Below are 24878 nucleotides of genomic sequence, written 5' to 3'. Positions count from 1 at the left end.
CGGCGGCACGCTGGTTCTTTTTGTTTTTCCTTGTGAGACTGTGCGACACGGAAGGGCGCGCGTTCACGCCCACGCGAGAGCGTGTGGCATGCGCGACAATAGCGCCTGTTCTGAACTGCATGGACTCGAAGGAACGATGACAATCGCAACGCAGGAAATCCCCTCGGACGGCATGATCCGCTGGGGAATCGTCGGGACGGGCCGCATTGCCCGTCGCTTCGCGGCAGGTCTCGCTCATGTGCCGCACGCGCGACTGACTGCGCTGTGGTCGCGCCGCGCGGAACCGGCCATGGCATTCGCCGGGGAATTCGGCGGCGAGGTGTGCGCGAGTTTCGACGCGCTGCTCGCCAGCGGTATCCACGCGCTCTATATCGCCACCGTCCAGGACAGTCACGCCGACTACGCGATCGCCGCGCTGCAAGCCGGTCTGCACGTGCTGTGCGAAAAACCCGCTGCCATCAATCAGCCGCAGCTCGAACGCGTGCTCGACGCCGCGCGCGGCGCGCAGCGGCTTTTCATGGAAGCCATGAAGCCGCCCTTTTATCCGCTCTACAGAAAGTTGCGCGCGCATCTAGATGCTGATCCGATCGGCGCGGTCGGGCTGGTGCGAGCCGGCTGCTCGGTGCCGGGCGTGCCGGACGATCATCCGTCGCTGTCGTTCGAGCATGCGGGCGGCGCGCTGCTCGACATCGGTATCTACGAGATGTTTCTCGCCGTCGACTGGCTGGGCGCGCCGCTCGAGGTGCAGACGCTGGGGCGGCTCGGGGCGACGGGCGTCGATACGTTCGCGAGCCTGAACAGCCGGCACGAGGGCGGCATCGCCCAATTGTTCTGCGGGCTCGATCTGCACGGCAAGGGCGATGCGCTGCTGATGGCCAAAGGGGGCCACGTCACGATTCACGAGCCATGGTGGAATCCGTCGCGCGCGACGATCCGTTATACCGATGGACGCGTGGTCGAACTCGACGAACCGTTCGAAGGCGGCGGTCTGAACTACGAGACCGCGCACTTCTGCGAACTGATCCGGGCGGGGCAAATGGAAAGTCCGGTGATGCCGCACGGCAAGTCGCTGCAGATGATCGCGATGGCCGACGCGGCGCGCGCGGCGCTCGGGTTGAAGTTCGCGGGAGAGTAGCGTCGCCGGCGTTGCCGCATTGCGACCAGCGGCGGTGGTAGGATTTGCGCGGGCATGCGGAGAGAGAAAGCTCTCCACGTGCCCACTGCTTTCGAATTCCTTCCAATGGAGCCGCCTGCCATGCGCATGCTCGGAAAACTGTGGCGCGACAACAAGAGTGTCGTCGCGTTTCTCTTCCTGATGGTGTTGTTTCGCAGCGCTGTGGCCGACTGGAACGTCGTGCCGAGCGGCTCGATGCTGCCGACGATCCGCGAGGGCGACCGGATCTTCGTCGACAAGATGGCCTACGATCTGCGCGTGCCGCTCACGCATATCGCGATCGCGCATTTGCACGATCCGCAGCGTGGCGATATCGTGACGATCGATTCGTCGGCGGCGCATGAGCTGATCGTCAAGCGTCTGATCGGCTTGCCCGGCGACAGCGTGGCGATGCGCGAGAACGTGCTGTACGTGAACGGCGTGCGCGCCGACTACCAGCCGCTCAAGCTCAAGCCGCTGCCTGGCGACGCCGCATCGCCCGGCGATTATCTGACCGAGCGCTTCGACGGCGTCACGCATACGGTGCGGCTCGCGCCGCAGGCGCCGAGTCCGCGCGATTCGTTCGGGCCGGTGGTCGTGCCGCCCGGCGAGTATCTGATGCTCGGCGACAATCGCGACGACAGCGCCGATTCGCGTTACTTCGGCTTCTTTCCGCGCAAGGAATTGATGGGCCGCACGCGCCATGTCGCGTTTTCGCTCGATCCGGACCACTACTACACGCCGCGCTTCGAACGCTTCGGCGCGCCGCTGGATGCGGCGTCTTCTGTCGCCAGCCGCTAAATCAAAAGCGTTGGGTGCTCAGTGACGCGACGGCAGCGCAAGGCGCCGTTCGTACCAGCGTTGCACGCTTTCGAGCACCTGACACAGCACCCAGTAAACGGCGGCCGCGGCCAGATACAACGGCAGCGGCTGATAGGTCGACGCGATGATCTCCTGCGCGCTGCGCAGCAGTTCGGTCACGGTGATCACCGACACCAGCGAAGTGTCCTTGATCAGGCTGATCAGACTGTTCGACAGACTCGGCACGGCAATGCGCAAGGCCTGCGGCGCGATCACGTAGCGCAGTGTCTGGCGTCGCGAGAGTCCGAGACTGTAGGCCGCGAGCCATTGGCCGTTGTGGATCCCCAGGATCGCGCCGCGCATGCTCTCCGACAGATACGCGGCCACGTTCGCGGACAACGCGATCACGCCGGCCGGCGTCGGGTCGAGTGAAATGCCGAAACTCGGCAAGCCGTAATAGATCACGAAAATCTGCACCAGCAGCGGCGTGCCGCGCATCACGCTCACATAAATGCGCGCGATCCAGTTCAACACGCGGTTGTGGCTGACGCCCATCAACGCGAGCACGGCGCCGGCAATCAGGCCGAAGATCATCGACAGAACCGCGAACTTGACCGTCAGGACGGCGCCCTGCGCGAGCACGGGCAGCGATTCAACGAGCAGAGAAGTGGTGGACATGAGCTAAGCGGGGGACGGGTTAGGCGCGCAAAAGCGCACATCATAAACTTTGCTTCAGAAGCGCGAAGGGCGGCATCGTCGACGATGCCGCCCTTCGGTTCAGCGAGCGTGTTTTACTTGATCGGCTTGCTGACGTCGATGCCGAACCACTTGTCCGAGATCTTCGAGAACGTGCCGTCGGCTTCGAGTTGGGTCATCGCGTCGTCGATCGCCTTGGCGAACTTCGGGTTGCCCTTTCTGAACGGAATGCCCGACGGCGTGCCCGCGCCGACGTTCGCGCCAGTGCGCAGCGGCAACTGCGAGTTCTTCATCAGGTAGGCGAGCATCAGGCGGTCGTTGAGCGCCGCGTCCAGACGCCCGGCGGCCAGGTCGCGCAGGTACTCGGGCGCGCCCGGATACGTCTTCACGTCGATGCCCGGCACCGACTTCGCCATGTCCATGTAGTTCGTGCCCAGGCCGACGCCGAGCTTCTTGCCCTTCAGATCGTCGAGCGACTTGAACTGGCGCGTGTCGTCCTTACGCTGGATCAGTTGCGCGGCGGAGTACGTGTAGGCCGGCGAGAAGTCGAGCGCCTGCTTGCGTGCGTCGGTGATGCCGACCTGGTTGACGATCACGTCGAACTTGTTCGCCTGCAGACCGGCGATGATGCCGCTCCATTCCGTTGTGACGAATTCCGGCTTCACGCCGAGCTTGGCGGCGACCGCCTTGGCGATGTCGACGTCGTAGCCGACCAGTTCGCCCGACGGCGCTTTCGAATTGAACGGCGGGAAGGTGCCTTCCAGACCGATGCGCAGCGTGCCGCGCTGTTTGACCTGATCGAGCAGGTCGTCGGCGTGGGCGGCGACGGCGGTGAACGACGCGCCGATCAGACCGGCAACGAGAATCTTTTTCAGCAAGCCAAATTTCATCGAGTTCCTTTTTTGTTCGTCTGGCGTTTTAGCAGACGAAAGCATAACAAAGCAGACTATCGAAATTAAAATATCGTTTGTTTATGTCTATATTACTGGCGCGGCGTCCGATGTCGGGGTGCGGGGCGCGAGACACGAGACGCGGGCGCAGAGCATGCCACGGAGCGGACGCCAGCGCGGCGCTCGCCGGCACCGACGTCAACGCAACGCTTGCGCACATTCGGCGACTAGCGCCGGTCCGCGATAGATGAACCCGGTATAAAGCTGGACCAGCGACGCGCCGGCCGCGATCTTCGCGCGCGCATCGTCTCCCGAAAAAATCCCGCCGACGCCGATGATCGGCACCGTTTCGCCGACTTCCGCGCGCAGCTTGCGGATCACTTCGTTCGACGCGTCGAACACCGGCTTGCCCGACAGGCCGCCGGCTTCGTCTCCGTATTGCATGCCGGCGACGGCCGTGCGCGAGAGCGTGGTGTTGGTGGCGATCACGCCTTCGAACTGGTGACGCAACAACGTGTCGGCGATCGACTTGATCTGCTCGTCGTCGAGGTCCGGTGCGATCTTCAGCGCGAGCGGCACGAGCTTGCCGTGCATGTCGGCAAGACGCTGCTGCTTGTCCTTGAGCGCCGCGAGCAGCGCGTCGAGTTCGCCCGCGCCTTGCAACTGCCGCAGATTCTTCGTATTCGGCGATGAGATGTTGACCGTCACGTAGCTCGCGAACGGGTACACGCGTTCGAGGCAGTACAGGTAGTCTTCGGCGGCGCGCTCGATCGGCGTATCGGCGTTCTTGCCGATGTTCAGGCCGAGAATGCCGCGATAGCGCGCGGCTTGCACGTTCTTTACGAACTGGTCGACGCCCGCGTTGTTGAAGCCCATCCGGTTGATCACGGCGTTCGCCTGCGGCAGCCGGAACATGCGCGGGCGCGGATTGCCCGGCTGCGCGCGCGGCGTGACCGTGCCCACTTCGATAAAGCCGAAGCCGAGCGCGGCCAGGCCGTCGATGCAGGCGCCGTCCTTGTCGAGACCCGCGGCAAGTCCCACCGGGTTGCGGAACGTCAGTCCCATCACGGTGCGCGGCGCATCCGGCACGCGCGGCGCGAACGCGCCGGCGAGACCTGTGCGGCCGGCGGCGCCGAGCATGCGCAAGGTGAGATGGTGAGCGTCTTCCGCGTCCATGCGAAAGAGTTGGGCGCGTACAAGCGGGTAGAGGGAACTGAACACGGGACGAAGCCGGGCGGCCGGAAAATGGGAACCCGCCATTTTACCGGCTTTGGCGCCTTAATGAGACCGACGGGCGCGATCGGCGCGGCCTGTCCGGCTCGCGCCTTTGCAACGGCCCGGCTACGGCTTGAGCGGCGGGCGCTTGCCGTGTATCGCCAGGTCGACCGGCGGCAGGTCTACGCCCGTGGGATCGAGCACGCACCAGGCGCCGTCGATCAAACCTTCGAGCGGCCGGAAATTCGCCTTGTACGCCATCTTCGGACTCTCGCGAATCCAGTAGCCGAGGTACACGTAGGGCAGCTTGAGGCTGCGCGCCTGCTCGATCTGCCAATAGATGTTGTAGGTGCCGAAACTCGTGTTGGGCAGCCCCGGCTCGAAAAACGTGTACACCGACGAGAGCCCGTCACCGAGGATATCGATCATGCTGATCATGCGCAGAATGCCTGGGGCATCCGGACGATCGCGCAGCGGTTCGCGGAATTCGACCAGCCGCGAGTTGATCCGGCTCTGCAGCAGGAACTGTTCATATTGGTCGCGGCTGTCGCGATCCATGCCGCCGCCCGCATGCCGCGCCGATTGATAACGCATGTAGAGCGCGTAGTGCTCTTCGTCGTAGTGGAGCGGCGCGACGGTGGCGATCAGTTCGCCGTGTTTTTTCCAGACGCGGCGCTGCGTGCGGTTCGGCTCGAACTGATCGACCGGCACGCGCACCGGCACGCAGGCGCGGCAGCCGTCGCAATACGGCCGGTACGTGAACACGCCCGAGCGCCGGAAGCCGGCCTTGACGAGGTCCGTGTAGACGTCGGAGTTGATGAGGTGACTGGGGGTGGCGACTTGCGAGCGCGCAATGCGCCCGTCCAGGTAACTGCAGGGATAGGGCGCCGTTGCATAAAATTGCAGCGCCGAAAGCGGTGAAAGAGGCAGCTCGTTGGGATGAGTCACGTTGGCAGCTCTCGAAGCGTCTCTGGTAATGCAAACCCGGCGCCTTGCGGTTGACGAGCCGCGGCTCACGACCCGCGGCTCGGTAGGCAGCGGATCCGGATTCGGCCTGATTCTTTCCTACGACGCCGGCGCGACGACCTCGAGCAACGCGGTCTTGTCGAAGCGCCAGGGAATCGGCGGCGCCTCGACCGACGCGCGAACATGCGCGATGAATGCCTTGCGCGCTATCTCGCGACCGCCTAGCGACGCCAGATGCGACGTGTTCTGCTGGCAGTCTATCATTTCTATTTCGTGACGGCGTAAGTGTCCGACAAGCGCGGCCAGCGCCATTTTCGACGCATCCGTGACCTCCGCGAACATGGATTCGCCGAAGAACATTTTGCCGAACGACACGCCGTACAAACCGCCCACGCGCCTGCCTTCGAACCAGGTTTCGATGCTGTGCGCGTCGCCCACGCGATGCAGCGACGAGTACGCTTCGACCACATCCGCGGTGATCCAGGTGCCGCGCTGTCCACGTCGCGGCGCTTGGGCGCAGGCGCGCATCACCGAGGCAAAGTCATGGTCGACGCGAATTTCCCACGCGTCTTCGCGCAGCACGCGCCTGAGCGTTTTGCGCAGCGACGGCGCCACCTTGAATTCGGCGGGGCGCAGAACCATGCGCGGGTCGGGGCTCCACCACAACACCGGCTGGCCGTCCGAATACCACGGGAAAATGCCGCGCCGATAGGCGTCGATCAGGCGCGACGGCAGCAGGTCGCCGCTGGCGGCGAGCAGGCCGGGCGCGCCGCTGGTCGCGCCGAGGGCGCGTTCGACGGGCGGGAACGGATCGTCAGGTCCGAGCCAGGGAACCATGCGCGCCGCTCAACCTTCGCGCAGCGAGCGGAAGATGTCGCCCGTGTGCAGGCCGAAGCTGCCGGCGGCGCGGTCGGCGAAAAAGAAACGCAGGGTCTGGCCGACCGTGGGAAAAGCAATCTCGTCCCAGGGGACCTCGTGTTCTTCGAAGAGCTTCACTTCGAGGCTTTCTTCGCCGGCGGCAATGTCGAGATCGAGCAGGCGCGCCATATAGAACAGATGCACCTGGTGCACGTGCGGCACGTTCAGCAGCGAGAAGAGGTTTTGCACTTCGACGCGCGCGCCGGCTTCTTCCAGCGTTTCGCGCGATGCCGCTTCAGCGGTCGTCTCGCCCATTTCCATGAAACCGGCAGGCAGCGTCCAGTAGCCGTAGCGCGGTTCGATCGCGCGACGGCACAGCAGCACTTTGTCGTCCCACACCGGGACGGTGCCGACCACGTTGCGCGGATTCTGATAGTGCACCGTGCCGCAACTGCCGCATACGAAGCGCTCGCGGTTGTCGCCAGGCGGAATGCTCAGGCTGACGCCCTGGCCGCAGACAGAACAGAATTTCATAGGAAGGGGACGAGAAAGGGTGATAGGAGTTTATCACCGGGGCGAAGTTTTTCTCAGGTCGTGAAATCGCGGCGAGCGGGATTTGGCGAGAGGCGAGGCCGGTGCTGAGGAACAAGCCGAAAACTGCGTGCGCGCGGCGGAACTGTTTTGTTCGGAATCCGGAGTATCTTGCGCGCGAGGCCCGATCCGGGGGCATGCATGGTGTCGCAAGCCAGTGGTGGGATCGGTGCTGAAAGAAAGGCAGTACGACCGCGGCCGGTAATGCGCTACGCGTCGTAAAACAGCTGCAAAGAAACAAAAAAGGCCTGCCGGTTTGGCAAGCCTTCAATGTTGTTTTCGACGTCTCCAACCAATTTAGTGCGTTTGGCTGCGGGGGTAGGATTTGAACCTACGACCTTCGGGTTATGAGGGCGAGAATAACTATCCAGTGCAGTCCAGTGCAGTCCAGAAACCTATATTTATCAGGTATTTAGCCGGTGCGTGTATCCAGTGCAGTCCGGTGCTGCCCAGTGCAGTCCAGGGCAAAAATTGCCCTAGATTTGCCCTAAGACGGCCCCGCGATCTAACCTCACTGGATACGACACGATGGGAACGAAACACCAGCGCTTTACGATCGACCGTGCTTTTATGCAAGCACTGAAACCGACCGGTGCATATCAGGAATACGCCGATACGGAACTACGCGGGTTCCGCGTGAAGGTGACACCCGCAGGGCTCAGAACCTATACCTACCGATGGACGCGCCCGGACGGCTCGATGGGCCGCCTTACCGTAGGCCGGTGGCCGGAAATGAAACCCGGCGAAGCGCGCGAGACAGCCCGCCGTGAGTCGGAACTACAGGACCGGAAAGGCGACACCCTCACCGCTACCGCCGTTCGCCGCGTGAAACGGCAAAGCGTCGCCAAGGTGGCGCGTAGCGTGCCGACCCTGCGCGCCTACCTCGAAGACACCTATACGGCTCACCTTCGCACCTACTGCAAGACTCCCGCGCACGGCGACGCCAAACGGCCGCATTATCGTTCAATCGTTCCCCGAATATCTCGACACGCCGCTAGACGAAATAACGGGGCCCAACCTCGAAACATGGCGAACCGGCAAGTCCGGCGACAAAAAACGCCCGCTCTCGAAGGCGACAACTAACAAAAAGCTTACGGCAATTCAGGGGCTATTTACCCATGCCGTCGATCACGAAATCATCGCCGCTCACCCGATGGCGAAAGTAAAGATGCTTCCTGAGTCATCCGGCATCGTGCGCTATCTGACGCGTGAGGAAGCCGAACGGCTTTACAAGGCGATGATGGCCCGCGAGAACGACATACGGGCCGCTCGCGAGCGCACGAACGAACACCGCCGCCGCCGCCGCTTGCCCGCGCTTCCCGATCTGGGGCAAGTCGAGTTTGTGGACGCGTTGCGCCCGGCCGTGCTCGTCTCCCTCATGACCGGACTCCGAAAGGGCGAATTATTTAACCTGCGCTGGGAAGATATCGACCTGGTACACCGTATCGTCACCGTGCGCGACGAACACGCGAAATCCGGCAAGCAGAGGCATATCCCGATGAATGCCGCGCTCTATGACGTGTTAGTAACGTGGAAGCCCCTGGCGCACCCTAAGAGCCCCTATGTGTTCGCGGGCGAATCCGGCGAGCCTATCCAGTGCATGAAAAAATCTTTCGGGGCGGTACTCAAGGCGGCGCGCATCGAGTCGTACCGATGGCACGATATGCGCCACACCTTTGCATCGTGGCTTGTGCAGTCCGGCGTCGACTTGAACGTAGTACGCGAATTGCTCGGCCATGCGTCGCTCGCAATGACGATGCGTTACGCGCACCTTGCACCTGATAACAAGCTTCGCGCCGTCGCGGCGCTACAACTTAACGGACCACAAGTCGCCCAAGTTGCGAGTGTCCCGCGCCTCGCAGCCTAGGGCGGTCGGAGACTAGGTAAGCCCGCAATACGCGGGCGTTACCCTGCTGTCGCTGCTATTCCGTTGCGGGATTCGACGACTCGGGTTTATACGGGGCCTTGTGCCGAAACAGGAGGTGAACCGGTAGCAGGAGCGCGCCATAAATTGCCAAGACAAACCAGTTGACCCAAAAAGACGTTGAAAGCTGGGTGTCAGCGAAAGTCACGAGTACTTCCGCCGCTCCCCATGCTAGCGCAACGCGAAGCGAAATCTCAACGCTACGCGTAAAGCTAAGGATAATCTTTCCTCGCCGCCAAGCCATCGCACCAAGTTGCAAGAGAGAAAGTAGGACCCCAATAGCGACTATCGCGAAAACCGCATATCCGGTGTGGATAACGAAGATACCTGGCACATTCGAGTTGAGCCAGGATACTTGGTTGCGATCCGCGCCGGTTACCGAAAGATCGAACCCTTTGATTTGCGCAGTCCACGCAAGGACACCGTCATCGTTTGCGTACGGCTCGGCCATAAGGGGAACGACGTCAGACGTTTGTAGAAGCACTTTAATTAGTGCAACCTCTCCCACGTTCAAGAGCATTGGCGGAATCATCGCAGTGTCTGCCGTCACTTTCACTCGGATCGGTGGTCGATTCGCAGGCGGCACCACGTCAACTTCTACGAACTTCCTCCCGCCTAAAGCGCGAACGGTTATTGGTGTATCAAAGTCGGCGGTGGTGAGGTGACGCGCGCTAAGGTTTTGCACCAGATATGTTCTTAGTTGCAGGTGGCCCGGCAACGCCGACAAGCCTCCCATCGACAACCTAACAGGCGTTTGATCTGCGTTTGGGAAGTACTCCGGTGGCAAGATGCTAGAAGCAATGAACCGTTGGATATGCAATGTACCTGTTGAATCTTTCGGATTGGCCAGATGCACACTCAGCCAGAGCCCAGCTGCCGTAAATGCGAGTCCCACCAACGTAGCGATAGCGCCGATACCGCTCCACTTAGACGAAGCCCAAAACGAAACCTTGTTATTCACGCCGACACTCCGACTCAAACGTCTGTAGTTGTTACGCCGCATCGGACATTCAAACCCATATCAGCCTAGACGCGATGTTTGACCCAGTAACATATCAGGCGCGCGTGGCCAATAGCAAGCGTTGGGCTTCTGTCAAGCGATTCGGCTCAGCGAGACTGCACATGAGGGAGTCCTCGCTGAGCCTATAGTGAACTAGCGCTTGCGATCTGCAGCCGTCGCGGCTTTCCGTTCTGCCAGTAAGCGGCGCTCCCATTCGCGTGCACTGGCGTGCCGTTATCAACCCCCTTGCAGCCGCGCGACGCTCGGCTATGCATCGCTCGCAGTGACCATGCGATACGCACAGCTGGCACGTGATGACAAGCTTCGTGCCGTCGCGGCCCTGCAACTCAACGGGCCGCAGGTTGCGCAGGTTGCGAGCGTGCCGCGCCGTCTAAGCGACGCAGGCAGGAAAAAGCCCGCAGCGATGCGGGCTTTTTTCAATTGAACACACGCACATTTGAAGCAGGTGGTGTGTTAGTCCAATTCATCAATGTGAATCGCTTTCGGATACCTTCGACGGGTAAGAAATAGAAACGCAAACCCAAGCAAAAAATAAATCCCACCGATCGCCACTATGAAAACAGGACCGCGAACTGGAATAGCACTCATTTCCTCAAGCCGACGAGGCGGAGCAAATATGCCGAGAGCAGCAATCCCCAGCCCGACGCCAGCCATCAACAATCCAAATTTTCTTGGCTCGAGGATAATCGATAGGGCAGATCGCGATCGCAACGCTCGCGATCGTAGTTGCCACGTCAGTCTGCCAAGATCGTGTAGCCCCTTAGGAAATCCTTTTATGGTTCCAAGAAACGCCGCCTCCCGCTCCTTGCCAGTATGCAGAACCTCCACAACCGCTCCGTCGTTCTTGTCCAGAAATGCAAAAGTGATTTCAACGTCCGTAGGCTCCGCCAGATTATGCCGCGCTTGGACTTGACAGACATTGCGCGCTTGTTTCAGCACGGTGGCGGCCAAGACACGGGCGTCATCTGCAAACCGCAGGCGAAGCGGATCGGACCCAACAACATCCTCACCAGAAACACTCTTCTCCCCGTCATTCCAGAAGACGACCAGTGTTCGTGTCAGACGGGGAATTTCCTGCCCCCGATATTGCACCGTAATATCGGGCGGCAATCCCTCCGTAGTCAAGCCAAGCAGTCGCTCCCCGCTAGTGCGATAAGCAAAGCGGCTTCGTTGCCGGGTGAGAAAATAGGTGATGACCGCCGCGACGACTCCAACAATTCCAATTATCGACCCGACCCAGCCGGGGGCAAGAAGATCGAGTGCACTTTTAAGCGGTTCCATATTGAATGTGCATCCCCGAGAGAACAATAGTGTTTTTTAAAATTGTGGCACTGTATTCTATCTGATGCTCCCACTGGTCGATTAGGATAAAGCCCCGGACAAGCGGCTTTATCGCTGGTAGCGGCCTAACCCTTCGCCGGCGTCGCTCTTGTGGCTTTTTGCTCCAGGAAAATCCGCCGCTCCCATGCGCGGGCGCTGTCGGCCGTTATCAGGGCCTTGCGACCAACGCGCAACTCGGCGGGCGTGCGCCCCTCCTGCTTCATCTCGTAGTAATGCGACCGGCTCAGGGCGTACCGCTTGCAAAATTCCTCTATCGTCATCGGCGGCGTGTCTTTCGGCGGCGTCTTCTTTGCCGGTGGTTTGACGGCGGGCGGGAAAACATCGGGACGCGTGGCGGCGTTCATGGTGGCCCCCGCGCGTCATCAATACCCGCTACCGACTGCGGCGCGCGCCGCCGCGCTATCGTCATCGAGGCAATCCGTGCAGCGCGTGGCCTCTATCACGACGACACCGCAACTCACGCCGACCATGCACGGCCTTTGCCCGCACACGTCGCAGCATCGGCCCCAATCGGGCCGCCACTCGATCACGTCTTCCGTACCGTCTTCGCCGCATTCGGGCGGTACGCGCCCGCGCAGTGTTTCACGCTCTTTTGCGTTCCTTGATGACATGGCGTCTTCTCCAGCGACGCGGCCGGGCTCGCGCGCGAGGCGTGGCCCGGTATCGCTTCGCAACAGGTGGGCTATTCGTCGGCCTCGCTTTCGTCGGTGGCTTCGCTTGCATCGAGCGTTGCGGGCACTTCGTGCTTGAGCAACGTAACCAGCTTCGCCGTTACCGTTTCGGTGCGCGGGTGTACCTGCGCGCGTGCGAGGAATGCAACGGTTCCGCCTTCGCGCGGCCGCAGCGTGAGGCGGCCGAAGGTGACAGCATCGAACGGGAGATCGTCACGCGCCCGCGCGCCCGTGTGCAGACATAGCCGCATTTCCCGCCACGTTTCCGACCATCGCAACGTGCCTACACGTCACGCAAAAACCGCTAGCGCTCATGCGCGAATTGCTGCGCGTGGTGCCGTCCGGCGCGATCGTGCTTGATCCGTTCATGGGCTCGGGGACAACGGGCGTAGCGGCACTACAGACCGGCCGGGGCTTCGTCGGTATCGAGCTTGACCCGACGCACTTCGATAACGCTTGCGAACGCATCAACGAGGCGCACCGCCAGGGCGAGCTATTCGATCACGCCGACATGGCGCAGGAACAGACACGCTTATCGTTGAGTTAGGAGAACGGGACGCGATACGTCCGAAACAGCGGATCGACTGCGCTCGCACTCAACACATAGGAGATTGATATGTCCCGCTCGCTAATCGAATGCGATCCGCTGTCATCCGATTTTGTACTATCGTTTCTCTGTCAACCTGAAGATCGGCCGCCAAAGCGCTTACGAAAGCGGAGCCGGGCGAATCGTCGCGCTTAGGAACCTTCATGCGTTGATCGTGGAAGACAAGAGCCGGACATGCGATATCCCCGAACCCGCAGTTTAGAGCGTCGGTGGAAGCATTTCGCGCTTGACGCGCTAACGGCCACCAGAATTAAAGAGCCCCGCATATGCGGGGCATTCGTGTTATCCGCTCAACGCCAAACCGCGGCATAGAAGACCAGATAGAAACAGACCGTACCTATTGTGAGCATCAACGCCGTCCACGTTCGCGACAAAGCGCGGCCCGTAGCTTTGAATCCTGCAAGCGCCCAAACGATGCACGGCGCGAACACGAACGCGACGATGAAGGCATAGCCGAAGGCCGACACGTCGCAATGCTCAATGTCCCAACAATCATGCCAGCGCGTGTTGAAGAGCGGCCACGATAGCCGCCGCGACAATCGACTAATCCATACCGCCGATTGCCACGACAACACCGCGCCGATGCACAGATAAGCGATTGACCACGCGACGCGCTTCACTTGATTTCCCAAAAGAGAATCTGCTTTGATTTGTCTAAGTCGGAGTACCACGCCGACGATATGCCGAGCGTGAAGCGCATGAAGGTATCTATCGCCCCCCCGGCACTTGGGGACGTCAGTTTGCTACCGTTCCATAAATCAATATGGCCGCCGCTCGCACTATCTGAGCGCTCGCCATCGCGTGTCCAATATTGCGAAAACTGGACAATCCCGGTACGCCCCTTGATCTTATCTTGCCAGTTCGGCCCGGTGATGTTCTCAGCTTTAGGAAGTCCGGCAAAGGGTTGCAGTTTGAGCCATTGTCCCATTTCATCGGCTCGCGTCGCGGTTGCCTTGCCATCTAAGATAATGCGGCCGATGCTCGGCTGACCGGAAGAAGGCCGGACCAACGATGACGAAAACGACTTCATGTTTACACCGACGCGATGAAGCGTAACGCTCATGCGAATGGCGCATTGATTGTCGTATGCGGGGTTGTCGTATGGGTTTCCACTCGGATAGTTTGCCCAAAGCTCGGCGAAGGTCACGGCCTTTAATGGAACTTCCTTTATCGAGCCTAGCGTGTTGTTCGTGTGCACAACGGTTTTCTTATTCGGCATTACTCCATCCTTCATGGCTTAGGGCATCGTCGCCCCAATGAATCGCATAACTGCTTGCGCTATCGGTGTAGATGCGAGGCAAACGGCCGTTACCATCGGCACGACCGCATACGGTTTGCCCGTCCGATGTTTCGATAAGGAACGGATAGCCCTGCAACGAAACGCCGCGCGCGCTTGCCGTTACCTGTTCGTCGTATGTCCGGCTCGAATGCGTAGCGGATTGCGCAACGACGGGCGATGTGCGGCCTTCGTCTATGTACATAACGCTGCGCGCGTAACACGCCATTACGCGCGGGTGTCGTTCGCACTTGCAGAGGACCATATCGCCGTCTACGGCTTCGTAGGCTTGGAGCCTCGCGTCGTAGCCTCGCAGGGAGTCCCGAATCTGTGCCTTCGCAAGAATCGACCCGCTCGACTGGCATACGCCGCAATAGGCTAGTTGGCCTAAGTGCGTCTGTTTGCGGTGACGGCCTTTATCGTTATCAATCAGGCTGTATTCGGAGCCCGTCAGAACATAGCCGTTTCCGTTATCAAGCGGATCACCTTCAACGATTGCATAGTAAATGCTCATGCTTGCGTCTCCCGTGTCGCGCTCATGCGGAACGCTCGGCTTTCATGGCGAGCGCTTCATCGCCCCAATAGACCGTATAAGAAGCGGCGTCATCGGTGAACACCCGCGGCAACAATCCGCGAGCATCTACGCGCCCACTATGCACCGCGCCCGCCGACGTTTCGATGAAGAACGGATAGCCGACAAGTGCGGATTGAACGCCAGAGGCCCGTACCTGTTCGTCGTAAGCCGCTGCGGTTGCAACACCGATTGATGCGCCCGCAACGTTCTTCACGGTCAGGCGGTCGATTTCCTCCGACGTGAAGACCATATGCATGCTTCGCTCGGCGAAAAACACAGGCGGCGGCGTGCAACCGCATATGTTGATATCGCCACTTAGCGCCCATTGCCGGCCGTTCGGCCCGGTGCCAGGCCAACGCGGCCCCCTAGGCGCTATGTGGCCTTCCTGCTTGCAAGCGCTGCACCACGTCTTCATGTAGAGCGTTGAGATTTGCACACGCGGCGGCGGGTTCGAGCATGAAACGGAATCAAGACCTTCCGTAACCATCGCTTCCCCGGCCCGATCACCTACACCAAGGAATGCGCGCCTCATGCTGCCTCGCCAATCAATGCGCCATGTTCATCGACGGGAACAAAGGCGGTTGATGTGCGCGGTTCGCCGTGCGGGCTATCGTTGATGGAATCGCCGTTATCTAGCAGACTGCCGACGACACCGTAAGCGTGTTTAGTATCGCCAGGAATGCCGACGCCCGTAACGATGCGCGCGCGCGCCGTCCGGGTCTGGACGAAATCACCAATGCGCGCCACGTGCCGATGTACGTCTCTTACTTCATAGTCGCCCGTTACTTCAAGCAACACGCCGCCGCGTGGCGTCGTTGCGCCGCGCACCGCGAAGCGTTGCGGAAGCTCACCCCTGGGCGGCCACCAGTCCGCATCAAACAGGCCGGGCGGTTCCTCGCCTTCGCGAATGAATAGCCCCGTATCGAGATGCCCCCACGGGGTTTCCACGATCCGGTCGCCGTTGCTCAAACTGCTTCCAACCAGCGCAGCGGGACGCCCTTCTATGACGGCGGCGTATCCTGCGCCGTCCATAATCACCGCTTCGCTACCATCGGCATAGGTGACGATATCGCCAACGCACGCGATAGGAAGCCCGCAATATTCGTTACCCGAACCCGGTGTAACCCGGCCGCCGCGCTCGGTGCGCGCGCCCAGCGTCGCGAATGCATACATTGTCCCCTTGCATTGTTCCTGTTCCAACATTTACAGCCCTTTACGAAAAGAAGAAGACGATCCGCCCGGTAACGCGACTGGCGGTGCAGTAGCGAGCTAAATTTCTCCCGCGTGGGTCATCGTGCTTCGCGTTCGAAACAGACGGAAATCAGACAAAGACGAAAAGGGGCGCGATCAATGCAGGGTGCATAACCGCGCGAATATGATTTGACATACGACAAATCCAGCCTAATATGGCGAATTATTCGGACGCTCTGAATTTGTCCGAAATTTCGAAGCCCGCGCAATGCGGGCTTTGTCGTTTCTGGCCGTACCTCTCCCGGAAAAGCTCACCATGCGCGACCTCTACGCCAGTCACGCCGCCGCCTTGCGCGATGCGTTGCGCCACGCCGTAGAGCGCGGCGGTATGTCCTCGCTCGGCGTGCTCCATCAAGGCGTGCCGTCACCGTCCACACTTACGGGCACCGATGCCACGGCGCAGGCCGCGCGCGTGCGGCGCCAGCTCGACCGACTCGCGCCGCTATCGCGTGCGCTACTCGTCATCGCCTATGCGCCGCGAGCGCTCAAGTGCTCATGTGGCACGCGCTGCTGTTCGGGCAGCTATCCCAATCCCGAATGGGAAGACGCCATGCGCGCAACGCTCGCACACGTCGCGCCGTTGCTCACGGGCAAAGCGGCGAATGAGTGGCTACACCGTGCGATCGTGGCTAATGTGCTCACGCGGACGAAGGAGACGGCGGTAAGCCTCGCGGAACGCTGCGGCGTGCATCGGCTCACCGTGGCGGCTCACGTCGGAATCATCGAAGCGGAATTAGTTGGGAACCGGCACACACAAGGCCGCTTCGATCACGCGAGCGAGCGCATAGATACGCACTTGCGCGAGGCGGGCATTCTGGCGGATTCGAACGCAAGCGCAGCGAACGACGCGCACGCGCGGGCCGCCTGAAACCGGGCCGGTTAGCAGCGGTTCGTCGACCTGCCCAAAGCTAGTACCGGCGCGAGTTTCAGACTCACGGCGGCCGATTTATGGGGGGCGTCGTCGACCACAGTTTCGCGGCACCATGTCCGGGCTCTCTCTGCTAGCGACCACCCGCGAGATTACGGCGGGCGCGAGCCTGAACCCGAAGGACGAAATACGTGCGATCGTGCGGGCGCTCAACAAGACGGCGCAGCAGGCGCGCACAGCCAGCGGCCGGATGGTGCGCGCGGATGGTTACAACATCAAGGCAAGCGCTATCAAGCGATCGTTCACGATCGAGCGCGCCACGCCGGGCAAACTCTCGGTGACGCTGCGCCGACAGGTGCGCCAATCGCGTTGCGCAGTTCCTCGCTGATGGCGTAATACCACCACGCGCCGGGCGTCGTCGGCGGAATGGCGGCCGCCAGATTGCCGTCAGTCGGATATCCGCCCGCCGTAGTCGCGGGCTTGGGCGGCGCCTGCGTCGAACTGTTGGCTTCCCAATACCTGTCCATGATCTTTAACCCATGTCCTGTGCGTAATTGAACACGACCACCGTTTGTGCGGGCGCGTAGCGGCGTAGGGCGGGTAGCTGCTCGATCTTCCGTTGCGACGGCGGTTCAGCACAACGCCATGTGGATGCGTATGCAACCATGTGAGATAGGCTGAATCGTTACCGTCGAACAGAATTGCGGACAAGTCGGCTCCTCGTGGAAGAGGTTGCTCTGCGACAAAAGACAACAAAAAACCCGCACTAGGCGGGTTTCAGTTTGCGGGCAACTTCGCATAGAATGCGCAAGCTTTGCCCTCAGTTTGCCCTAACGGTGAATTCAGAGCGCTTCGAACGGATACACAAACCGGCTGTAAGCCTTGGTGCTACTGGTTGCGGGGGTAGGATTTGAACCTACGACCTTCGGGTTATGAGCCCGACGAGCTGCCAGACTGCTCCACCCCGCGTCCGTCGAAGAAAAGATTATAGAACAAAGCGCATAGGGTTGCAATAGCTATTTAAGAACCGGCTTCAAACCAGGAGCCAGGAGTCATGTATCGGCGCGCGAGCGCTGAAGTCGCCGCGCGCATGGCTTGCGTCGCATGCCGGAAGGCCCGCCTAAGGCGCTGCGCTAGAATTCAGGTTCCTCGCGCGACATCGCCCCGCACGCGCGGCCGCGCGCGCTACCTCTCTTACCTTGTTCTGAACTCCATGGATATCGCTCACGATCTGCAAGTGATTGCCGCTCAGGAACACACGCTGGTGTTCCCACAATTCGACGCCGACCGCGCGTGGCAAGTCGGCGCCTATCTGCACGAGGTCGCCAAGGCGCGCGGTATCCCCGTCGCAATCGACGTGCGCACCTTCGGTCAGCCGCTGTTCTTCAGTCTGCTCGACGGCGCCACGCCAGACAATGTCGACTGGGTGCGCCGCAAGAGCAACACGGTCGCGCATTTCCGGCGCAGTTCGTACGCGATCGGCCTGAAGTTACAGCAGGCCGGCGGCACGCTCGCGGACAAGCACGCCTTGGCCGCCTCGGAATACGCGTCGCATGGCGGCGCGTTTCCGTTGACGGTGGCGCACGCGGGCGTGATCGGTTCGATCACGGTGTCGGGTCTGCCGCAGCGCGCCGATCACGAACTGGTGGTGGAAGCGCTGTGCGCGCATCTCGGCCACGACTACAGCAAGCTCGCGCTTGCAAAGGCCTGAGCCGATGCGGCTGCCTCCTTATGCCTTGCTCGGCATCGCCATCGTGGCCGAAGTGATCGCGACCTCCGCGATGCGGGCGTCGGAGGGTTTCTCGCGGTTGCTGCCTTCGGCGGTGGTCGTGCTCGGCTATGGCGTGGCGTTCTATTGCCTGTCGCTCACGCTCAAGAGCATTCCGGTCGGCATCGTCTACGCGGTGTGGTCCGGCGCCGGCATCGTGCTGATCACCCTGGTCGCGGTGCTGCTGTACCGGCAGATGCCCGACTTGCCGGCCGTTATCGGACTCGGGCTGATCATTGCCGGGGTGGCCGTGCTGAACATGTTTTCGAAGATGCAGGCGCACTGAGCCGTCGCATCGCCACAGGCGCCGCGGGTGCTTATTTGCAGCGCACGATCATCGAACGGTTTTTCACGTTAGCCGAGACGACGTTCGTGACGCTGCCGCCCGCCGTGCCGCCTTCGTCATTGTCTTTGGACACGATGTCGTAGCCCGTCGCGCCGCAGGCCTTGCCGGCCTGCACATAGCACGACGCCCAGCTGGAAGCGGCGTCGGCGCCGCTGCAATTCACGGCGAAGCCGGTCTGGCCGTTCGGCAGATTGATCAGCGACGTGGTGTTCGACGATGCGCAGCCGGCGAGGCTCGCCGCGCCGAGCAGCACGGCGGCGGGCAGGGCGGCCGCGAGCGTGCTGCGGCGAACGAGAGCAAGCGCTGCGCCGTTTCGAAGGCGGTTGAAGCGGCCGGCGCGGCGCAGTTGCGTCATGAAATGCATCGTGATGTTTCCTTTCAGATTGATATTCGGGTCGCCACGTGGACCGGGAGCGCCTGTCGGCGCTCGGGAAAAGCTCACGGCGTTTCGATCGTGATGCCCGCCGCGCTGACCATCCGGCGGCTTTCCTCGCCTTCTTTCGTGGCCGCGTCTTCCCAGATGCTGATGGCTTTTGGAATGTCGATGCCGTGACTTTCGGCGTACGCAAACCATGTGTTCGCCGCATCCGGCTCGGGCAATTCGTGGTTTTGCAGAAAATATTTTCCCATATTGCGCTCGCTGAACTCGAAAAGGCGTCTTCGTGGCAGCACGGTCCGTGCCGATGATCCAGTTCGACCGGCGCGGGCCGAACAAGTGCGATCGGTTGCATCGCCGGGCGGCGCGGCAGAACTAATCGGCTCGCGACGCGCCTTACATACTGGTTGGCCGTGCGCCAATGCGGGCGACGCACCGGCCGCACGGACGCAACGCGCGACATGAAGGTCGACGCACAGGCCGGCGCATCGAACGGCGCTGCGCCCGGCATCCACCCTGAATTGCAACGAGGAGAACGAATATGGCTGAACGGGTCAGCGGCCCTTATCGCGGTTACTACATCAGCGCCGCCGCGCGCCTCGTGCCGGCGGCCGACGCGCCGGCCACGACCGCAGGCAGCGCGAGCGGGACTTACGTCGGTTCGGTGAGCCTGGCTGAACACGGTCCGGACGATCCTCATCGCATGGAAACCTTGCTCGAACTCGGCGATGGCCAGCGCTTCGGCAGCGAGGAGGAGGCGCTCGCCTTCGTCGAGCAGGCGGCGCGCGATTACATCGACCGCTTGCTGGGAGGCGCTTGATGGCGGGGCGTAAGGTGCAGCAAAGCGTCGCCGGGCGGGTCGGCAAAACCGCTGATGAAAGCGCGGCCGCAGGCTGGACCTCGGTCCAGCCGCGCGAGTACCATATCGACGTTCTCCGGGGCCGGCCGGTTCTCGCCGGCGCCGGTTTCCCGCCGGATCTTTCTGATGAGGCAACCATGGAAATTCGGTTTCCCGCGGACGCGCCTGCTTACCGCGACTCGAATCTGACCGTTGTCTTTCCCGCGCTGGTGGACGGCGAACCGGTGCCGTGCGCGATTTCCGTGGAAGCGCTCGAAGATCACTTCGGCGCCTACTCCGAGGACCTGGAAGGCTGGATGCGCGCTTTCGACGCCGGACGTCCGCGCATCGAAGCGGTCGCGCGCGAGCACTTGCAGATCAGTAACGGCACGCCTGTGCTGCTGAAGAGCGGCCACTTTCCGCCGGGCAATGTGGCGGGGTGATGGCGCTGTCCGAAAGAGAATGTGGCTACGCGGGCCGCATCGCAATTTCAGGTGCTTGGCGGTCAGACGCGCTATCGTTGATGAGCAGTTGCAACTGAGCGAGCCATGGCGCGTTTGCATGCGCTAACCTGAAGCGCCGCCGGCTGCAAATCATTGCGCAGCTAGCCAACGCCACCCGCCACCCCGCCGACTGGCTGGTGAGCAGTCGCGACTGAGCGGGCCGTGCGAGCCATGGCGCGATTGCATGCGCTGACCTGAAGTAGTGCCGCACGCCGCGAATCACCACGCAGCTCGCCAACGCCACTTGCCACCCCCCGAAGACCTTCTCGCCCTCGTTCAAGCCGCACTCGCGGCGCCTCCGTTCGCTCCCGCATTCGCCGATGCCGCCTCGCGCGCGGCATCGAATGCATGGCGGATCCCTTGTTCGTAGGACGTTCTGGCGATCGGGCCGATCAGTTCGGTCAACGCCGAGTCGTCGAGCACGACCGGTTCGGTCATCAGGTAATTCATTTCCACCAGTTCTCGCATCAGCGGATTGAACAGGCCGAGCACGCGCAGGAGCGTCTTGCCGGCCACCATCAGCTTCGGTTGGCGGCCCGCCAGCGCATAGGCCTGCCGCGCCACTTCGCGCTGCGTGATGGTGCCCGCGCCGGCGAGGTGCCACCAGCGTCCATATGCCTCGGGCGTGCGCGTGAGCTTTTCGACCACCGGCCCGATATCCGGCAGATAGATGAATTCATGCGGCACATCCACCGGCCCGATCACCTGTGCGCGCTTGCCGTTCGCCGCGGCTTCGAACACGCCGTTCAGCAGGCTGCGCTCGATATTCGGGCCGTAGAAGTCAGGCAGGCGCAGCACGAGCGTCGAGAGGCCATTGTGACCATGCGCCGCCAGCACCAGGTTTTCCTGCGCGAGGCGCATTTGCCCCTTGAACGTGTGTGGCTCACGCGGATGATTTTCGCGGATCGGGTTGCCGCGCGCGCGACCGTACGGATACACCGTGCCGATCAGAATGAAGCGTTCGACGCCCGCCGCCATCACGCCCGCAAGCGTTCTCTCCATGAGCGGCGGATGCGCGGCGAACTGGTCGTAGGGCACGCCGACCAGATAAATCACCGTCTGCAGACCTTGGGACGCCGCGCGGATCGAAGCGGGGTCGTCCGGATTCCACGTGACGATCTCCGCGTGCGGATCGTGGCCGAAGGCGGCCTCGAGCGGCTCACGCGAGCGGCCGACCACCCGGTAGTCGCGGCCCGCCGCGCCGAGCGCCGCCGCGATGACCTGGCCGGCCGCGCCCGCGGCGCCGAATAAACCCACCTTGCCTGTGACTTGCATGACCACTCCCTTTAAGCGGTGCCGTATCGCGCCCGCGGATTTGTGTGACTGATGGTGAGAAATTTAGTGAACATCGTTCAGTGAACAGTGTTCAGTTTAATTTGACTTTTCAGTTTGTCAACCCGAGAATGTTCGTTATGGGAATCGCTGAACGAAAGAACCGCCAGAAACAGGCACTACGCGAACGCATCCTCGATGCCGCGCGGCGCATCGTGATGCGCGAAGGCTTTGCCGCGTTGTCCATGCGCAAAATCGCCGACGCCATCGAATATTCACCGGCCACGCTTTATCTGCACTTCGCAAGCCGCGACGAGATCGCGCAGGCGTTGTGCGCGGAAGGCTATGCGCACCTGCTGGAAACGTTCGTGCCGCTCGCTGGCATTGCCGACCCGGCCGAGCGGCTCAAGGCGCTCGGCCGGGCGTATGTGGCGTTCGGCGTCGCGCATCCGGAAACGTACCGGCTGATCTTCATGGAAGATCCGAGCTATACGGACGCGGCGTTGAGCGGCGCGGTGAAGGGTAAGGCGGCGGATCCGGCCAATGCCGGCGCGGCGTCGCGCGCTGCGGCGACGAGAGAGGACCCGGACGCCACAACGGCTGACGAAGCGAGCAGCGAAACGGCCGCTACCGAGGCCGACCCCGGAGAAGCAGCGTTGCACCTCATGATTTCCGCGCTCGACGAACTCAAAGCGGCGGGGCGGCTGCCGGCGTCGATGGATGTGGCGGTGTGGGCCGAGGCGTTCTGGGCAAACTTGCACGGCATCGTCGCACTGAATCTGACGTGCCCGGTGTTTCCGACCGCCCCGCTCGACACGGTGGTCGGCGTTGCGCTCGACGCCTGGTTGGGCGCATCGCGCGCAGAACAAGTGCCGACGGGCGCCGTGGCTAGCGCCGGCACGCGCAAGAAAAAATCGCCAGAAACGCGTACCGGATCGGCAGCGCAACCGGACAACCATCGCGCCGCTCAACCGCTGGCTAGAGAACCGGCGAAAGCCGCAGCGAGTGGCGTCACCGCGCCGCCCGCCAGGCGCAAAACCACGAGCGCGTGATAACGTTCAATTCCACCTCAATTTGCGCGGTCGCGCTCAGCTCTCCATGTCCATTTCCGCCTCGCCCGCCGTTAGCGACGAAGTCGCGACTTACGTAGCCAACCGCATCGGTTTCATCGAACTGGACAGGCCGAAGGCGCTCAATGCGCTGTCGACCGGCATGATTCGCGCGATGCACGCGGCGCTCGACCAGTGGCGCGAAGATCCGGACGTGCTCGCCGTCGTGGTGCGCAGCCAGCACCCGCGCGCGTTTTGCGCGGGCGGCGACATCCGCTTTCTCTATGAGTCGGCGCAGCGCGGCGAGCAGGATGCGCGCGACACGTTTTTCATCGAGGAATACCGGCTCAATCACGCCATCTTCACCTTCCCGAAGCCGTATATCGCGCTGATGAACGGCGTGGTGATGGGCGGCGGCATGGGCATTTCGCAGGGCGCGCATCGCACCGGCGGTCTGCGAGTCGTCACGAATTCGACGAAGATGGCGATGCCTGAAACCCGCATCGGCCTGTTTCCCGATGTCGGCGCGGGCTGGTTTCTGGCCCGCACGCCGGGCGCGATCGGCCGTTACCTGGCGGTGACCGGCGAAACGATCGGCGCGGCCGACGCGCTTTACGCGGGCCTCGCCGACACCTACCTCGACGACGCGGCGTTGCCTGCGCTGGTCGACACCTTGCGCAGCGAGCCTTTCGAACGCGGCGCGGATGTGGTGGCGTGCGTTGAACGCGAGGCGCTCGCGCATCAGGTCGTGCCGCAACCGGAGGCGTCGTCGCTGGCGCACGGGCGTGCGTTGATCGATCGGCACTTCGCCTTGCCCGATGTCACGCGCATTCTTGCTTCGCTCCAAAGCGAGCGCGAGGCCGCGGATTGGGCCGAACAGATGATTGCGGTGTTGCGCGAACGTTCGCCGTTGTCGATGGCGGTGTCGCTGGAAGTGGTGACGCGCGCCGAGGGTTCGATGGCCGACGTGCTGCGTGGCGACCTCGATCTGACACGCTCGAGCTTTCTGCACGGCGACACGATCGAAGGCATTCGCGCGCGCATCATCGACAAGGACAACGCGCCGCGCTGGCGCTTTGCGCGCATCGAGGACGTGAACGCCGCCGACGTCGAGAAGATGTTCGAGAGCCCGTGGCCGGCGAACGAGCATCCGTTGCGCGATCTGCGCGGTTAAACCCGAAGGATCAAAGCCGGGCGGCAAGTCATGACGCCGTGGCGCGCGGCATAGCACCGTTGCAACCAACCGGCGGCTAAGCCGCCGCGCCGCTTATTCCTCCTCTTCGCTTGCCATGAAGGCGCGCATGAACACGAGCGCGCCCCAACCCCACATCGCGTTCGCAGCGAATCCCACAGAGAGGCGCGGCAGCATGTTGCCGCTCGGCCAGATGCCGCGCAGCGGGTCGACCACGAACACGCTCGCCGCCGTCAACGCAATGCCGCCGAATACGAAAGCCGGCACCCACGGCGCACGCCGATGCGGCGCGACGCGCAACAGCCACGCCATCAGCACGGCCCAGAAGGCGCTCCAGATCGCGTTGGCGATGAACTCAGGCAAGCCGAGCGGTAAAAACGGCGCGGTGGAAAAACCGGTCGGCTCGATCATCCCGGCTGCGTGCAGCAACGCCAGCGTCGAGTCGTGGAAGAATAGGGAAGCCAGAAAACCGGCGACGAACGGCAGGATGAGTTTTTGCATGCATTGCACCGCCAGGATACAGGCGGCGTGGTTCGCATGGCCCGTACCGGATTATTCGGAAAACGTGCGCCATTATATATAGACGTCCCCCCTTTCCAGCGTACACACCGCACAACACCCGTATGCTTTAGCGTCGGGCTAATCACGAAAGTGGAAAACCTAAGCTAAAAAAAATCGTTCAAAAGCCGCAGCCCGATCCATAGACTGTTTCTCCATGCAGACGGCGTTTGCCGCCGTCGCCATTTAATCGAGCGCATGACGCGCACGTTTGGTCGAGGGAAGCCGTCGCGATGTCCTGCCTGATGCCGATCTTCATCCGCCGCATGGCGC

32 protein-coding genes and 1 tRNA gene are annotated in these 24878 nt (G+C 62.0%); 13 read left to right on the top strand and 20 right to left on the bottom strand.

All coding sequences use genetic code 11. The annotated features are described in order from the left end of the window. The first annotated feature begins 136 nt into the window (after positions 1–136). Both ACFSNN_RS12165 and lepB read left to right on the top strand, forming a co-directional pair. Positions 137–1135, top strand: a complete 999-nt coding sequence (locus ACFSNN_RS12165) for a Gfo/Idh/MocA family protein (protein WP_134456291.1) — start codon at positions 137–139, stop codon at positions 1133–1135. Between the two features lie 120 nt (positions 1136–1255). Further along, positions 1256–1954, top strand: a complete 699-nt coding sequence (lepB, locus tag ACFSNN_RS12160) for a signal peptidase I (RefSeq protein WP_012432744.1) — start codon at positions 1256–1258, stop codon at positions 1952–1954. An 18-nt stretch (positions 1955–1972) separates the two neighbouring features. Here lepB and ACFSNN_RS12155 read toward each other — a convergent pair whose 3' ends face one another. From ACFSNN_RS12155 to ACFSNN_RS12130, 6 genes are all read right to left on the bottom strand, one after another. Beyond that, positions 1973–2632 carry an amino acid ABC transporter permease gene (locus ACFSNN_RS12155; RefSeq protein WP_134456290.1) on the bottom strand — a complete coding sequence of 220 codons (660 nt, stop codon included), beginning with the start codon at positions 2630–2632 and terminating at the stop codon, positions 1973–1975. Positions 2633–2745: 113 nt separating this feature from the next. Beyond that, a complete protein-coding gene (locus ACFSNN_RS12150; RefSeq protein WP_134456289.1) occupies positions 2746–3540 on the bottom strand; it encodes a cystine ABC transporter substrate-binding protein in 795 nt (264 codons plus the stop codon). A gap of 198 nt (positions 3541–3738) precedes the next feature. Next, positions 3739–4800, bottom strand: a complete 1062-nt coding sequence (locus ACFSNN_RS12145; RefSeq protein ID WP_012432747.1) for a quinone-dependent dihydroorotate dehydrogenase — start codon at positions 4798–4800, stop codon at positions 3739–3741. 81 nt (positions 4801–4881) lie between these two features. Next, a complete protein-coding gene (locus tag ACFSNN_RS12140; protein WP_134456288.1) occupies positions 4882–5703 on the bottom strand; it encodes an arginyltransferase in 822 nt (273 codons plus the stop codon). A gap of 117 nt (positions 5704–5820) precedes the next feature. Continuing rightward, on the bottom strand, positions 5821–6558 hold the full coding sequence (aat, locus tag ACFSNN_RS12135) for a leucyl/phenylalanyl-tRNA--protein transferase (protein ID WP_134456287.1): 738 nt from the start codon (positions 6556–6558) through the stop codon (positions 5821–5823). A 9-nt stretch (positions 6559–6567) separates the two neighbouring features. Then, complete coding sequence (locus ACFSNN_RS12130; protein WP_012432750.1) at positions 6568–7113, bottom strand: NUDIX hydrolase; 546 nt, start codon at positions 7111–7113, stop codon at positions 6568–6570. Positions 7114–7698: 585 nt separating this feature from the next. On the opposite strand from ACFSNN_RS12130, the gene ACFSNN_RS12125 reads away from it, so the two are divergent. Beyond that, positions 7699–8253 carry an Arm DNA-binding domain-containing protein gene (locus tag ACFSNN_RS12125; protein ID WP_134456286.1) on the top strand — a complete coding sequence of 185 codons (555 nt, stop codon included), beginning with the start codon at positions 7699–7701 and terminating at the stop codon, positions 8251–8253. Between the two features lie 70 nt (positions 8254–8323). Further along, on the top strand, positions 8324–9037 hold the full coding sequence (locus ACFSNN_RS12120) for a tyrosine-type recombinase/integrase (protein ID WP_134456285.1): 714 nt from the start codon (positions 8324–8326) through the stop codon (positions 9035–9037). Positions 9038–9092: 55 nt separating this feature from the next. Here the strand turns inward: ACFSNN_RS12120 and ACFSNN_RS12115 are convergent, their stop codons facing one another. The 5 genes from ACFSNN_RS12115 to ACFSNN_RS12095 all read right to left on the bottom strand — a co-directional run bounded on the left by ACFSNN_RS12115 (position 9093) and on the right by ACFSNN_RS12095 (position 12378). Beyond that, complete coding sequence (locus tag ACFSNN_RS12115; protein ID WP_134456284.1) at positions 9093–10055, bottom strand: hypothetical protein; 963 nt, start codon at positions 10053–10055, stop codon at positions 9093–9095. A gap of 513 nt (positions 10056–10568) precedes the next feature. After that, positions 10569–11396, bottom strand: a complete 828-nt coding sequence (locus ACFSNN_RS12110; protein WP_134456283.1) for a hypothetical protein — start codon at positions 11394–11396, stop codon at positions 10569–10571. Positions 11397–11521: 125 nt separating this feature from the next. Continuing rightward, positions 11522–11800: a MerR family transcriptional regulator gene (locus ACFSNN_RS12105; RefSeq protein WP_208949466.1), complete on the bottom strand. Its 279-nt coding sequence runs from the start codon at positions 11798–11800 to the stop codon at positions 11522–11524. A gap of 18 nt (positions 11801–11818) precedes the next feature. Continuing rightward, positions 11819–12067 (bottom strand): hypothetical protein, encoded by a 249-nt coding sequence (locus tag ACFSNN_RS12100; protein WP_134456282.1) that lies wholly within the window; start codon positions 12065–12067, stop codon positions 11819–11821. 71 nt (positions 12068–12138) lie between these two features. Continuing rightward, entirely contained in the window at positions 12139–12378 is a 240-nt protein-coding gene (locus tag ACFSNN_RS12095; protein ID WP_134456281.1) for a hypothetical protein, read from the bottom strand. Between ACFSNN_RS12095 and ACFSNN_RS12090 the strand changes: the two genes are divergently transcribed. Further along, complete coding sequence (locus tag ACFSNN_RS12090; protein WP_341868433.1) at positions 12369–12674, top strand: site-specific DNA-methyltransferase; 306 nt, start codon at positions 12369–12371, stop codon at positions 12672–12674. The genes ACFSNN_RS12095 and ACFSNN_RS12090 overlap by 10 nt on opposite strands. 676 nt (positions 12675–13350) lie before the next feature. Here the strand turns inward: ACFSNN_RS12090 and ACFSNN_RS12085 are convergent. The 4 genes from ACFSNN_RS12085 to ACFSNN_RS12070 form a co-directional block, all read right to left on the bottom strand. After that, on the bottom strand, positions 13351–13953 hold the full coding sequence (locus ACFSNN_RS12085) for a type VI secretion system amidase effector protein Tae4 (RefSeq protein ID WP_134456278.1): 603 nt from the start codon (positions 13951–13953) through the stop codon (positions 13351–13353). Beyond that, positions 13943–14524, bottom strand: coding sequence for a PAAR domain-containing protein (locus ACFSNN_RS12080; protein WP_134456277.1), 582 nt, complete (start codon positions 14522–14524; stop codon positions 13943–13945). Before ACFSNN_RS12080 ends, ACFSNN_RS12085 begins: the two co-directional genes overlap by 11 nt. A 22-nt stretch (positions 14525–14546) precedes the next feature. Next, positions 14547–14840: a hypothetical protein gene (locus tag ACFSNN_RS12075; protein WP_208949529.1), complete on the bottom strand. Its 294-nt coding sequence runs from the start codon at positions 14838–14840 to the stop codon at positions 14547–14549. Between the two features lie 272 nt (positions 14841–15112). Next, on the bottom strand, positions 15113–15757 hold the full coding sequence (locus ACFSNN_RS12070; RefSeq protein WP_134458876.1) for a PAAR domain-containing protein: 645 nt from the start codon (positions 15755–15757) through the stop codon (positions 15113–15115). Positions 15758–16091: 334 nt separating this feature from the next. On the opposite strand from ACFSNN_RS12070, the gene ACFSNN_RS12065 reads away from it, so the two are divergent. Both ACFSNN_RS12065 and ACFSNN_RS12060 read left to right on the top strand, forming a co-directional pair. Further along, the gene (locus ACFSNN_RS12065; RefSeq protein WP_134456276.1) at positions 16092–16703 is read left to right on the top strand and encodes a hypothetical protein; all 612 of its coding nucleotides are present in this window, start codon (positions 16092–16094) and stop codon (positions 16701–16703) included. Positions 16704–16818: 115 nt separating this feature from the next. Beyond that, positions 16819–17091 (top strand): phage tail protein, encoded by a 273-nt coding sequence (locus ACFSNN_RS12060; protein WP_134456275.1) that lies wholly within the window; start codon positions 16819–16821, stop codon positions 17089–17091. Positions 17092–17595: 504 nt separating this feature from the next. On the opposite strand, the gene ACFSNN_RS12055 is transcribed toward ACFSNN_RS12060, so the two are convergent. After that, positions 17596–17672 (bottom strand) — tRNA-Met (locus ACFSNN_RS12055). A 244-nt stretch (positions 17673–17916) separates the two neighbouring features. On the opposite strand from ACFSNN_RS12055, the gene ACFSNN_RS12050 reads away from it, so the two are divergent. Then, positions 17917–18414, top strand: coding sequence for a heme-degrading domain-containing protein (locus tag ACFSNN_RS12050; RefSeq protein ID WP_134456274.1), 498 nt, complete (start codon positions 17917–17919; stop codon positions 18412–18414). A gap of 4 nt (positions 18415–18418) precedes the next feature. Continuing rightward, positions 18419–18757, top strand: coding sequence for a DMT family transporter (locus ACFSNN_RS12045; protein ID WP_134456273.1), 339 nt, complete (start codon positions 18419–18421; stop codon positions 18755–18757). A 31-nt stretch (positions 18758–18788) separates the two neighbouring features. On the opposite strand, the gene ACFSNN_RS12040 is transcribed toward ACFSNN_RS12045, so the two are convergent. After that, complete coding sequence (locus ACFSNN_RS12040) at positions 18789–19181, bottom strand: hypothetical protein (protein WP_134456272.1); 393 nt, start codon at positions 19179–19181, stop codon at positions 18789–18791. Between the two features lie 74 nt (positions 19182–19255). Beyond that, on the bottom strand, positions 19256–19447 hold the full coding sequence (locus tag ACFSNN_RS12035) for a hypothetical protein (protein WP_134456271.1): 192 nt from the start codon (positions 19445–19447) through the stop codon (positions 19256–19258). A gap of 287 nt (positions 19448–19734) precedes the next feature. Here ACFSNN_RS12035 and ACFSNN_RS12030 point away from each other — a divergent pair, with 287 nt between their 5' ends. Together ACFSNN_RS12030 and ACFSNN_RS12025 are read left to right on the top strand one after the other, a co-directional pair. After that, positions 19735–20013: a hypothetical protein gene (locus tag ACFSNN_RS12030; protein ID WP_012432755.1), complete on the top strand. Its 279-nt coding sequence runs from the start codon at positions 19735–19737 to the stop codon at positions 20011–20013. Continuing rightward, on the top strand, positions 20013–20474 hold the full coding sequence (locus tag ACFSNN_RS12025; RefSeq protein WP_244322740.1) for a DUF1488 family protein: 462 nt from the start codon (positions 20013–20015) through the stop codon (positions 20472–20474). Before ACFSNN_RS12030 ends, ACFSNN_RS12025 begins: the two co-directional genes overlap by 1 nt. A gap of 336 nt (positions 20475–20810) precedes the next feature. Here the strand turns inward: ACFSNN_RS12025 and ACFSNN_RS12020 are convergent, their stop codons facing one another. Continuing rightward, positions 20811–21809, bottom strand: coding sequence for an NAD-dependent epimerase/dehydratase family protein (locus ACFSNN_RS12020; RefSeq protein ID WP_134456270.1), 999 nt, complete (start codon positions 21807–21809; stop codon positions 20811–20813). 137 nt (positions 21810–21946) lie between these two features. On the opposite strand from ACFSNN_RS12020, the gene ACFSNN_RS12015 reads away from it, so the two are divergent. Further along, on the top strand, positions 21947–22858 hold the full coding sequence (locus tag ACFSNN_RS12015; protein ID WP_134456269.1) for a TetR/AcrR family transcriptional regulator: 912 nt from the start codon (positions 21947–21949) through the stop codon (positions 22856–22858). A gap of 46 nt (positions 22859–22904) precedes the next feature. Next, the gene (locus ACFSNN_RS12010; RefSeq protein WP_134456268.1) at positions 22905–24029 is read left to right on the top strand and encodes an enoyl-CoA hydratase/isomerase family protein; all 1125 of its coding nucleotides are present in this window, start codon (positions 22905–22907) and stop codon (positions 24027–24029) included. A 93-nt stretch (positions 24030–24122) separates the two neighbouring features. Here ACFSNN_RS12010 and ACFSNN_RS12005 read toward each other — a convergent pair whose 3' ends face one another. After that, positions 24123–24548: a hypothetical protein gene (locus tag ACFSNN_RS12005; RefSeq protein WP_134456267.1), complete on the bottom strand. Its 426-nt coding sequence runs from the start codon at positions 24546–24548 to the stop codon at positions 24123–24125. Positions 24549–24878 lie beyond the last annotated feature (330 nt).

Source organism: Paraburkholderia dipogonis, assembly GCF_042680985.1.
Taxonomy (GTDB): domain Bacteria; phylum Pseudomonadota; class Gammaproteobacteria; order Burkholderiales; family Burkholderiaceae; genus Paraburkholderia; species Paraburkholderia phytofirmans.
This window is presented reverse-complemented; position numbering and strand designations above follow the sequence as displayed.